1 protein-coding gene (running past one end of the window) is annotated in these 12,586 nt (G+C 74.4%); it reads left to right on the forward strand.

The window, feature by feature from the left end; translation table 11 throughout:
• A protein-coding gene (locus ACIQWX_RS27275; protein WP_400877590.1) for a type I polyketide synthase crosses the window boundary here: on the forward strand, positions 1-12,586 show its 5' portion. It continues 11,585 nt past the right edge of the window; only the first 12,586 of its 24,171 coding nucleotides appear in the window; it begins with the start codon at positions 1-3; the stop codon falls past the right edge of the window.

Here is a 12,586-nt window from a genome sequence, read left to right on the forward strand (position 1 = left end):
CTGGTGAACGAAGACAAGCTCCGGGACTACCTGAAGTGGGTCACGACCGACCTCGCCGAGACCCGGCAACGCCTCCAGGACCTGGAGGCGGGGGAGCGGGAGCCCATCGCGATCGTCGCGATGGGCTGCCGGTTCCCGGGCGGCGTGACCTCCCCGGAGGAGCTGTGGGACCTCGTCGAGAGCGGCGCCGACGCGATGACGCCGTTCCCGGCCGACCGCGGCTGGGACACCACCGGCGGCGACTACGCGCGCACCGGCGGGTTCGTCGACACCGCCACGACGTTCGACCCGGCGTTCTTCGGCATCAGCCCGCGTGAGGCGCTCGCCACCGATCCGCAGCAGCGGCTGCTGCTCGAAGTCTCGTGGGAGGTCTTCGAACGCGCGGGCATCGACCCCGGCTCGTTGGCCGGGACTTCGGCCGGTGTCTTCGTCGGCTCGACGCCGTCCGGGTACGGCCTGGGCGCCGAGACCGGCGAGGTCGCCGGGCACCTGCTCACCGGCAACGCGGGCAGTGTCCTGTCCGGCCGGCTCGCCTACAGCTACGGCCTGGAAGGGCCCGCGGTCACCGTCGACACGGCGTGCTCGTCCGCGCTGGTCGCGCTGCACCTCGCCTGCCAGGCCCTGCGCAAGGGGGAGTGCTCCCTCGCACTGGCCGGCGGCGCGACGATCATGTCGACCCCGGCCGTCTTCCTCGAGTTCGCCCGCCAGGGCGGCTTGGCCGGCGACGGCCGCTGCAAGCCGTTCGCCGAAGCCGCCGACGGCACCGGCTGGGGCGAAGGCGTCGGCCTGCTGCTGCTCGAACGCCTGTCGGACGCGCGGCGCCGCAACCACCCGGTGCTCGCCGTGGTCGAGGGCTCGGCTGTCAACTCCGACGGCGCGTCCAACGGCCTCACCGCCCCGAACGGTCCCTCGCAGCAACGCGTGATCCGCGCGGCGCTGACCGCCGCCGGGCTGGCACCGTCCGATGTGGACGTCGTCGAGGCGCACGGTACCGGCACCACGCTGGGCGACCCGATCGAAGCGCAGGCGCTGCTGGCCACCTACGGGCAGCACCGCCCGGCGGACCGGCCGTTGCGCGTCGGCGCGGTGAAGTCGAACATCGGGCACACCCAGGCCGCCTCCGGCGCGGCCGGCGTCATCAAGATGGTCCTCGCCCTGCGGCACGGGCACCTCCCGCGAACCCTGCACCTGGACGAGCCGTCGTCCCACGTGGACTGGACGGCCGGCGCCGTCGAGCTGCTGGGCGAACCGATGCCGTGGCCGGAGCGCGACGCACCCCGCCGCGCCGGGGTCTCCGCGTTCGGCGTCAGCGGCACCAACGCCCACGTCCTGCTGGCGGAAGCACCCGCGGCCGACGCGATCAAAGAGCCGCCGGTCGTCGAGGGCCCCCTGCCGTTCCTGGTTTCTGCACGTGGCACGGCCGCCCTCCGGGAGCAGGCCGCGAGCCTCAAGTCCGTCGACGCCGAGTTGGCCGACCTCTCGTGGTCGCTGGCCACCGGCCGAGCGGATCTGGACGACCGGGTGGTCGTCCTCGCGGAGAACCGGGACGAGCTGCTGCGCGGCCTGGACGCCCTCGCCGCGGACGGCGTCGCACCCGGCCTGGTGCGCGGCACGGTCCGGCCCGGGAAGCTGGCCTTCCTGTTCACCGGCCAGGGTTCCCAGCACGCCGGCATGGGTGCCGAGCTGGCCGGCCGCTTCCCGGTTTTCGCCGCCGCCTTCGACGAGGTGTGCGCGGAGTTCGACCGGCACCTCGACCGTCCACTGCGGACGGTGATCGCTTCGGGCGAGCACCTCGACGAGACGGCGTACACCCAGCCCGCGCTGTTCGCGGTCGAGGTGGCGCTCTACCGGCTGGCCGAGTCCTGGGGGTACGTCCCGGACTACCTGCTCGGCCACTCCGTCGGCGAGCTGGTCGCCGCGCACGTCGCCGGGGTCCTGTCCCTGGCCGACGCGGTCACGCTGGTCGCGGCGCGTGGCAGGCTCATGCAGGCCCTGCCGGCCGGCGGCGCGATGGTCGCGGTCCAGGCGGCCGAAGACGAGGTCGACCTGGTCGACGGCCTTTCCATCGCCGCCGTCAACGCTCCCGGTTCGCTGGTCCTGTCCGGCGACGAGGACGTCGTGCTGGCCGCGGCCGGGCACTTCGCCGGGCTCGGCCGCAAGACCAAGCGCCTCGACGTCTCGCACGCGTTCCACTCCGCCCGCATGGACGGCATGCTCGCCGAGTTCCGGCAGGTCCTGGCGGGACTCACCTTCCACGCGCCGAAGATCGCGGTCGTCTCCAACGTCACCGGTGCGCTCGCCGACCGGCTGACCTCGCCCGATTACTGGGTCTCGCACGTCCGCGAGGCCGTCCGGTTCGCCGACGGCATCGGCTGGCTGAGCGACGCCGGCGTGACCGGCTTCCTGGAGCTGGGCCCCGACGGCGCGCTGGCCGCGCTCGCCCAGGAGTGCCTGCCCGACGCCGCCGTCACCCCGCTCCTGCGCCGCGACCGGCCGGAGGCGACGGCCGCGCTGACCGGCCTGGCCCGGCTGCACGTGGCCGGCCACGGACCCGACTGGTCGGCCGTCCTGCCCGGCGGGCGCCGAATCGACCTGCCGACGTACCCCTTCCAGCGGCAGCGCTACTGGCTGGAGCCGTCGCCCGCCACCGGAGCCGGCGACGACGCGTTCTGGTCCGCAGTGGACACCGGCACGCTCGCCGAGGTGCTGAACCTCCCGGCGGACGCGGTCGGCGAACTGCTGCCCGCCCTGTCGGCCTACCGCGCCCAGCGGCAAGAGAAGTCCACTGTGGACGGGTGGCGGTACGGGATCGGCTGGGCCCCGGTGCCGACCGCGCCGGCCCCGCTCACCGGGACGTGGCTGGCCGTCGTGCCGGACGGCTTCACGTCACCGATCCTCGACGCCTTGGTGCGCCGCGGGTTCGTGGCCGTCACGCCCGACCAGGTGCCCGAGCACGCCGACGGCGTCCTTTCGCTGTTGGCGCTGGACGGCGATCCGTCCACGGCCCTGCTGCGCACCATCGAGCTGGTCCGCGGCGCGACCGCGCCGATCTGGGTCGCCACCCAGGGGGCGGTGTCGACCGGGCAGTCCGACCCGCTGCGTGCCCCTGAGCAAGCTCCGCTGTGGGGCCTCGGCCGGGTCGCCGCGCTGGAGTACCCGCAGCTCTGGGGCGGTCTGGTCGACCTCCCCGCCGAGCTGGACGACCGCGCCCTCGACCGGCTGACGGCCGTCCTGACCTCGGGCGAGGACCAGGTGGCACTGCGTGCTTCGGGCGTCTTCGGCCGCCGGCTGCGGCGGACCACCGGCCCGGCCGCCGAACCGTGGTCGCCCGCCGGAACCGTGCTGATCACCGGCGGCACCGGTGCGCTGGGCGCGGTCGTCGCCCGCACCCTCGCCGAGGGCGGTGCCGGGCACCTCGTCCTGGCCGGCCGCCGCGGCCTCGACGCCCCGGGCGCGACGGCGCTGCGCGACGAGCTGACCGCGCTCGGCACCCGGGTCACCGTCGCCGCCTGCGACGTCGGCGACCGGGACGCCGTCGCCGGGCTCCTCGACTCGCTGCCCGACCTCGACGCCGTCGTCCACACCGCCGGGGTGCTCGACGACGCCGTGCTCGACGGCGTCACCGCCGGCCAGCTCGACACCGTGTTCCGGCCCAAGCTCGACGCCGCCCGGCACCTCGACGAGCTGACCCGCGACCGCGCGCTGTCCGCGTTCGTGCTGTTCTCCTCGTTCGCGGGCAGCCTCGGCGCGGTCGGGCAGGGCGCGTATGCCGCCGCGAACGCCGGGCTCGACGCGCTGGCCGAGCAGCGCCGCGCCGCCGGACTCCCGGCCACGTCCGTGGCCTGGGGCCCGTGGGGTGGCAGCGGCATGGCGGCCGACGACCTGGTCGCCGACCGGATGCGCCGGGGTGGCGTGCCGCCGATGGCGCCGCGTCTGGCCGTCGCCGCGTTGCGCCGCGCGATCGCCGGCGGGGAGCCGACCCCGATCGTCGCCGACGTCGACTGGGCGAAGTTCGTCCCCGGGTTCACCACCACCCGGCCCAGCCCGCTGCTCGGCGACCTGCCCGAGGCGCGGGACGCGGTGAGCACTCCCGACGAGCAGCCACTGGCCGCGCGGCTGGCGGATCTGTCCACGGAGGACCAGCAGGCGCTCTTGCTGGACGTCGTCCGCGCGCAGGCCGCCGCCGTGCTCGGCTACGCCGGACCGGAGGCGGTCGAGCCCGGCCGAGCGTTCAAGGACCTCGGCGTCGATTCGCTGACCGCCGTCGAACTGCGCAACGGCCTCGGCGCCGCGACCGGGCGCCCGCTCTCCGCGACGCTGGTGTTCGACTACCCGACCCCGGCCGCCGTCGCCGCCCACCTGCGCGACGAACTGGCCGGGACCGCGGCGACCCCGGTCGTCACGCGGTCCGCCGTCGTCGACGATGAGCCGCTCGCCATCGTGTCCATGGCCTGCCGCCTGCCCGGCGGGGTGCGCTCGCCCGAAGACCTGTGGGAGTTGCTGGCCGGCGGCCGCGACGCCGTCACGACGTTCCCCGAGGACCGCGGCTGGCCCCTGGCCGACCTGTACCACCCGGACCGCGGCCACGACGGCACCAGCTACACGCGTCACGGCGGTTTCCTCGACGGCGTGGCCGATTTCGACCCGGGCTTCTTCGGGATTTCGCCGCGTGAGGCCCTGGCGATGGACCCGCAGCAGCGGCTGTTGCTGGAGACGTCGTGGGAGACCTTCGAGCGCGCGGGCATCGACCCGTTGTCGCTGCGCGGTTCCCAGGTCGGTGTCTACATCGGAACCAACGGCCAGGACTACGCGGCCCTACTGCGCGAGGCAGGCGAAGGCGGTTCCGAGGGGCACGCCGGGACCGGGAACGCCGGCTCGGTCGTCTCCGGCCGGATCTCCTACGTGCTCGGCCTGGAGGGGCCGGCGGTCACCGTCGACACGGCGTGTTCGTCGTCGCTGGTGGCGCTGCACTGGGCCGCGCAGTCGCTGCGGTCGGGCGAGTCCTCGATGGCGCTCGTCGGCGGCGTCACGGTGATGACGACGCCGGGCGCGTTCCTGGAGTTCAGCAAGCAGGGCGGCCTGGCCGAAGACGGCCGGTGCAAGGCCTTCGCCGACGGCGCGGACGGCACGGGCTGGGCCGAGGGCGTCGGCCTGCTGCTGCTGGAGCGGCTGTCCGACGCGCGCCGCAACGGCCACCCGGTGCTCGCGCTGGTGCGCGGCTCGGCGGTCAACCAGGACGGCGCGTCGAACGGGCTCACCGCCCCGAACGGGCCGTCGCAGCAACGCGTGATCCGGGCGGCGCTGGCTTCGGCGGGGCTGGAAGCGTCCGATGTGGACGCCGTCGAAGCGCACGGCACCGGGACGACCCTGGGTGACCCGATCGAGGCGCAGGCCCTCATCGCGGCGTACGGCCAGGACCGTTCGCGGCCCCTGTGGCTCGGCTCGCTGAAGTCCAACATCGGGCACACGCAGGCGGCGGCGGGTGTTGCGGGGATCATCAAGATGGTCCTCGCACTGGAGCACGGCCTGCTGCCGAAGACCTTGCACGTGGACCAGCCATCGCGGCACATCGACTGGGCCGGCGGCGCGGTGGCGCTGTTGACCGAGGCGCAGGCCTGGCCGGAGGACACGGGTCCGCGGCGCGCGGGAGTGTCGTCGTTCGGCGTCAGCGGCACGAACGCCCACGTGATCCTCGAAGGTATTTCCGCCACCGAGTTCCCGACCGTTCCGGACGGGCTCGTGCCGTGGGTGCTGTCCGGGCGGTCCGAGGCCGCCCTGCGGGATGTCGCCCGTGACCTGCTGCAGCTTCCGGACGCCGATGTCGCCGACGTGGCCGCCGGTCTGGCTGGGCGCGCCGCGTTCGAGCACCGGGCCGTCGTGGTCGGCGAGGACTTCGCCGAACTCGCGACCGGGTTGGATGCTCTCGCGGCCGGCGGTACCGCGGCGAACGTCGTCCAGGGGGTCCAGGCGGCCGGCAAGTCGGCGTTCCTGTTCTCGGGCCAGGGTTCGCAGCGCGTCGGGATGGGGGCGGAGCTGTACGCCCGGTTCCCCGTCTTCGCCGACGCCTTCGACGCGGTCTGCGCGCTGGTGGACTCGGCACTGGACCGCCCGTTGCGGGAAGTCGTCTTCGGCGAGTCCGAGCTGCTGGACGAGACCGGGTACACGCAACCCGCGTTGTTCGCGGTCGAGGTGGCGTTGTTCCGGCTGCTGGAGTCGTGGGGCGTCCGGCCGGACTACGTGGCCGGGCATTCGATCGGCGAGCTGGCCGCGGCACACGTCGCCGGGGTGCTGTCCCTCGAGGACGCCTGCAAGCTGGTCGCCGCGCGGGCGAGCCTGATGCAGGCGCTGCCGGCGGGCGGCGCGATGCTGGCCGTGCAGGCCACCGAGGACGAGGTTGCCGCGGTCCTGGGCGACGGCGCGAGTCTCGCGGCCATCAACGGTCCACAAGCGACAGTCGTGTCAGGTGAAGTCGAAGCCGTCGAAAGGCACTTCGCCGCGCTGGGTCGCAAGGTCCGGCGGCTGGCGGTGTCGCACGCGTTCCACTCGGCCCTGATGGACCCGATGCTGGACGCGTTCGCGGCGGTCGCCGACGGTCTCACCTTCCACCCGCCGAAGATCCCGCTGGTGTCCACTGTGTCCGGTCGCCTGGCCGGCGACGAGATCCTGACCCCGGTGTACTGGGTGCGTCAGGTCCGCGAGCCGGTGCGGTTCGCCGACGCCGTCGGCGCGCTGGCCGGGCTCGGCGTGACCGGCTGCGTCGAGGTGGGTCCGGACGGGGTGCTCGCCGCGCTGGCGCAGGAGACCCTGCCCGCGACGGCGACGCTGCGCAAGGACCGCCCGGAAGAGCGGACGCTGCTCACCGCGCTGGCCCACCTCCACGTCGCCGGCCGCGGGCCGGACTGGGCCGCGGTGGTGCCGCCGGCGCGGTTCGTCGTGCTGCCCACCTACCCGTTCCAGCGGGAGCGCTACTGGCCTCGCATCACGGAGACCGCACCGGACAACGGGTTCTGGGCGGCGATCGAGCACGCCGACCTGACCGCGCTGTCGTCCACTCTGGACGCCACCGAACTGGCCACTCTGGAAACGGCGTTGCCCCTGCTCGCCCGGTGGCACGGCGAGCGGTCCACTGTAGACAAGTGGCGGTACGCTGTGAACTGGCGTCCGCTGACCGGGCACACCGGAGGAGCCCCGGGCACCTGGCTGCTGGTGCTCCCGGAGCACGGCGTCGAGCCGGACTTCGTGGAAGCCCTGACCGCGGGCCTCGACTGCGTTCCCGCACGCCTGGCCGAACTGCCCGACGGCGACTTCGCGGGCGTGCTGTCCCTGCTCGCGTTCGACGAGCGCCCGACGCCGGAGGGGATCCCGGCCGGTCTCGCTGCGACCCTCGAACTCGTCCAGACACTCGATGGCACGCCGCTGTGGTGCGCGACGTCGGGCGCGGTCTCGGTCGGCGGCGCCGACCCGGTCCGCAGCGCGACGCAGGCGGCGCTGTGGGGCTTCGGCCGCACCGCGGCGCTCGAGCACCCCGACCGCTGGGGCGGCCTGGTCGACCTGCCGGCGGTCCTCGACGACCGCGCGATCGCCCGGCTCGCCGGGGCGCTCACCGGCACCGAAGACCAGGTCGCGGTCCGCGACTCAGGCGTATTCGCCGCACGCCTCGACCGCGCGCCCACCGGGGTCGTGAGTGTGAAACAGCGTTCTAACCCTGTTTCACACTCACGACCGGGTGCGGCAGAAGGCGCGTGGCAGCCGCGGGGCACCGTGCTGATCACCGGCGGGACCGGGGCACTCGGCGCCGAGGTCGCCCGCTGGCTGGTCCAGGCCGGGGCCGAGCACCTCGTCCTGACCTCCCGCCGGGGCCTCGACGCCGCCGGTGCGCCGGAACTCCGCGACGAACTGACCGCTCTCGGCGTCATCGTGACCGTCGCGGCCTGCGACGTCACCGATCGCGACGCCCTCGCCGGCCTGATCGACGGTCTCGACGAGCTGCGGGCCGTCGTGCACGCCGCCGGGGTCGCCCAGTCCGCGTCCCTCGCCGATCTCGGCCCCGCCGAGTTCGCTCAGGCCATCGCCGCCAAGCTGGCCGGCGCCGCGAACCTGGACGCCGTCCTCGGTGACCGCGAGCTGGACGCGTTCGTGCTGTTCTCCTCCATCGCGGGTGTCTGGGGCAGCGGCGGCCAGAGCGCCTACGCCGCCGCGAACGCCTACCTCGACGGCCTCGCCCACCGGCGCCGCGCGGCGGGCCTGGCCGCGACGTCGGTGGCGTGGGGCCCGTGGGCGGGCGGCGGCATGCTCGCCGACGAAGGTGCGGAAGACCACCTGCGCCGCCGCGGTCTCCGGCCCCTGGCGCCGGCCCTGGCGATCACCGCTCTGCGTCAAGCCGTCGAAGCCGGCGACACCGCGGTGACCGTCGCCGACGTCGACTGGGCGCGGTTCGCCCCCGGCTTCACCGCGGTCCGGGCCAGCGCCCTGCTCGGCGACCTGCCCGAGGTCCGCGCCGCCCTCGACGTCCCGGTCGAGGAGACCCGGCGCCGGGAGCTGTCCGCGGACGAGCTGCTGGACCTCGTCCAGCGTGAAGCCGCGGCTGCCCTCGGGCACGCCGACCCGGCGTCCGTCGCCGTGGACCGGCCCTTCCGCGACCTCGGCTTCGACTCCCTCACCGCGGTCGAGCTGCGCAACCGCCTGAGCACGGCCACCGGGATCAAGCTGCCGTCGACGCTGGTCTTCGACCACCCGTCGGCGACCGTCCTCGCGGACTTCCTCACCGGCGAGCTGTTCGGCGGCGACGACGAGGAAGTCCCGGCCCAGCGCGTCGAGGCCGCCGACGAGCCGATCGCCATCGTCGGCATGAGCTGCCGCCTGCCCGGCGGCATCACCTCGCCCGAAGACCTCTGGCGGCTGCTGGCCGACGGCGGCGACGCCATCTCGGCCTGGCCCGCCGACCGCGGCTGGGACGTCGAGGGCCTCTACGACCCCGATCCCGACGCCGAAGGCAAGAGCTACTCCCGCGACGGCGGCTTCCTGTCCGGCGCCGGCGAGTTCGACGCGGCCTTCTTCGAGATGAGCCCGCGCGAGGCGCTGGCCACCGACCCGCAGCAGCGGCTGCTGCTGGAAAGCTCTTGGGAGGCTTTGGAACGCGCGGGCATCGACCCGCGGTCCCTCACCGGGACCAGCTCCGGCGTGTTCGTCGGCGCGGGCGTTTCCGGCTACGCCGCCGGCCTGCGCGAGGCCCCGGAAGGTCTCGGTGGGCACCTGCTCACCGGCAACGCCGGCAGTGTCCTTTCCGGACGGATCGCCTACCACCTCGGCGTCGAAGGCCCGGCCGTCACGCTGGACACCGCGTGCTCGTCTTCACTGGTCGCGCTGCACCTGGCCGCCCGGTCCCTGCGCTCGGGCGAATGCTCCCTGGCCCTGGCCGGCGGTGTCGCGGTGATGGCCAACCCGGCCGCGTTCGTCGAGTTCAGCCGGCAGCGCGGCCTCGCGCCGGACGGCCGCTGCAAGGCGTACTCCGACGCCGCCGACGGCACCGGCTGGTCCGAAGGCGCCGGGATGCTCGTGCTGGAACGGCTTTCCGACGCCCGGCGGCTCGGGCACACCGTGCTGGCCGTGGTGCGCGGGTCCGCGGTGAACTCCGACGGCGCGTCCAACGGCCTGACCGCCCCGAACGGCCCGTCCCAGCAACGCGTGATCCGCGCCGCGCTCGCCGACGCCGGCCTCGAACCGTCCGATGTGGACGCCGTTGAAGGGCACGGCACCGGCACCCGGCTCGGCGACCCGATCGAAGCACACGCTCTGCTGGCGACGTACGGCCGTGACCGCGATCGTCCACTGTGGCTCGGGTCGCTGAAGTCCAACCTCGGGCACACGCAGGCCGCGGCCGGCGTCGCCGGGGTGATCAAGCTGGTGCTCGCCTTACAGCGCGAGCTGCTCCCGAAGACCCTGCACGCGGGGATGCCGTCGTCCGAAGTGGACTGGACGACCGGCAACGTCGCACTGCTCACCGAGGCGGTGCCGTGGCCACTGAACGGGCACCCGCGCCGGGCCGGCGTTTCGGCGTTCGGCGTGAGCGGCACCAACGCGCACGTCATCCTCGAAGAGGCCCCCGCGTCCGAACCCGAGCTGCCGCGGCCGCGGCGCACCGGGCTCGTCCCGCTGGCGCTGTCCGGCCGGTCGGAGGCGGCGCTGCGGGCGCAGGCCGCCCGGCTGCTCGACCACCCCGCCGGTGACCTCGGCGATCTGGCCTGGTCGCTGGCGGCGACGCGGTCGGCGTTCGAGCACCGCGCGGTCGTGCTGGCCGACGGCGATGCCGAGCTTCGCGCTGGTCTCACCGCTTTGGCGGACGGCACCAAGTCCGCCGCGGTGGTGCGTGGGACGGCCGCGAAGGGCCGGACGGCGTTCCTCTTCACCGGCCAGGGCGCCCAGCGGGCCGGCATGGGAAGCGAGCTGTACCGCGAGTTCCCGGTGTTCGCCGACGCTTTCGACGGGGTGTGCGCGCACTTCGACGGTTCGCTGCGGACGGCGATCGCCTCGGGGGAGCGGCTCGACGAGACGGCGTTCACCCAGCCCGCGCTGTTCGCGGTGGAGGTCGCGCTGTTCCGGCTCCTCGAAGCCTGGGGTGTGAAGCCCGACTTCGTCGGCGGCCACTCGATCGGCGAACTCGCCGCCGCGCACGTCGCCGGCGTGCTGTCCCTCGAGGACGCGTGCACGCTCGTCGCGGCTCGCGCGCGGTTGATGCAGGCACTGCCCGAGGGCGGAGCGATGGTGGCCGTTGCGGCCACCGAAGCCGAGGTCACGCCGTTGCTGACCGACGGCGTGTCGCTGGCCGCGGTCAACGGGCCGTCGTCGGTCGTGCTGTCCGGTGACGAAGACGCCGTACTCGATGTCGCCGCGAGGTTCGAGAAGACCCGGCGCCTGCGGGTGAGCCACGCGTTCCACTCGGCCCGGATGGACGGCATGCTCGCGGACTTCCGCACGGTGGCCGCCGGGCTGACCTACCACGAGCCGGCGATCCCGGTGCTGTCGAACGTCACCGGTGAGATCGCCACCGACCTCGGCGACCCCGAGTACTGGGTCCGGCAGGTCCGTGCCACCGTCCGGTTCGCCGACGGCGTCCGCACGCTGGCCGGCCGCGGGGTGACGCGGTTCCTGGAGCTGGGCCCGGCGGGCGTCCTCTCCGCGATGGTCGCGGAGTCCGTGGACGGGATCGCCGTGCCGGCGCTGCGGGCCGACCGCCCCGAAGCCCGCACGCTGTTCTCGGCGCTGGCCGAGCTGCAGGTCGACGGCGGCGGCGTGGACTGGACCCGGATCGTCGGCGATGGCGCGCGCGTCGAGCTGCCGACGTATCCGTTCCAGCGCGAGCGGTACTGGCTGGAGGTGCCGGACGTCGACGGCGACCCGGCGTCGCTCGGCCAGTCCGGCGCGTCGCACGGCCTGCTCTCGGCGTCGGTGGAGCTGGCCGGCGCGGACAGCATCGTGCTCACCGGGCTGCTTTCGGCCGGCACCGCGCCGTGGCTGGGCGAGCACCGGGTGCACGGCGAGATCCTGTTCCCGGGCGCCGGGTTCGTGGAGCTGGCCCTGCGCGCGGCCGACGAGGTGGGCTGCGAACAGGTCGAGGAGCTGGTTCTGGAGGCCCCGCTGGTCCTGCCCGAGCACGGCGGCGTACCGGTGCAGGTCCGCGTCGAAGCCCCGGAGGGAACCCGGCGGGCGTTCGGCATCTACACCCGCGGCGACGGCTGGGTCCGGCACGCCTCGGGCACTCTCGCTAATGGACTGTCCACTTCGGACGATCTGACGCAGTGGCCGCCCGCGGGCGCGCTGCCGGTCGAGGACTTCTACTCGCAACGGGCCGCGGCCGGTTTCGGTTACGGGCCGACGTTCCAGGGGCTGCGGGCCGCGTACCGCGTCGGCGACGACGTGTTCGCCGAGGTGGCGCTGCCCGCCGGAACCGCCACCGAGGAGTGGGGGCTGCACCCGGCGCTGCTGGACGCGGCACTGCACGCGTTGGCGTTCGCCGGCCTGGCGGACGTGCTGCCGTTTTCGTGGTCGGGCGTCAGCCTGCACGCGACGGGTGCGACCGAGCTGCGGGTCCGCTTGCGCCGGACGGGGAGTGCGGTCCAGCTGACGCTGGCGGACCCGACCGGCCGGCTCGTGGCCGTGGCCGAGTCGGTGGTCCTGCGCCCCGCGGCCCCTCGTGCGGCCACCACGCACCACCGCGTCGAGTGGGTCGTGAGTGAGAAACAGTGTTCTAACCCGGTTTCACACTCACGACCGGCCGCGGCGATCGGTGACCTGGAGTTGGCGGGGATGCCCACCTATCGGGAGTTCGCCGAACTGGCCGCCGCCGACGGGGTGCCCGAGGTCGTTTTCGCCTCCTGCCGTCCCGAGGACACCGACGACCTCACCTGGGCCGTCTGGGCCTCGGCGCAGCGGGCGTTGGCGCTGGTGACGTCCTGGCTGGCCGATCCGCGGTTCGCCGGTTCGCGGCTCGTCTTCGTCACCCGCGGCGCGGTCGCGCTCGGCCCCGACGAGGTGCCGGACGTCGTGGAAGCCGCCGTCTGGGGTGCCGTGGAGCCGGTGCTCGCGCGGC

Source organism: Amycolatopsis sp. NPDC098790 (genome assembly GCF_044759945.1).
Taxonomy (GTDB): domain Bacteria; phylum Actinomycetota; class Actinomycetes; order Mycobacteriales; family Pseudonocardiaceae; genus Amycolatopsis.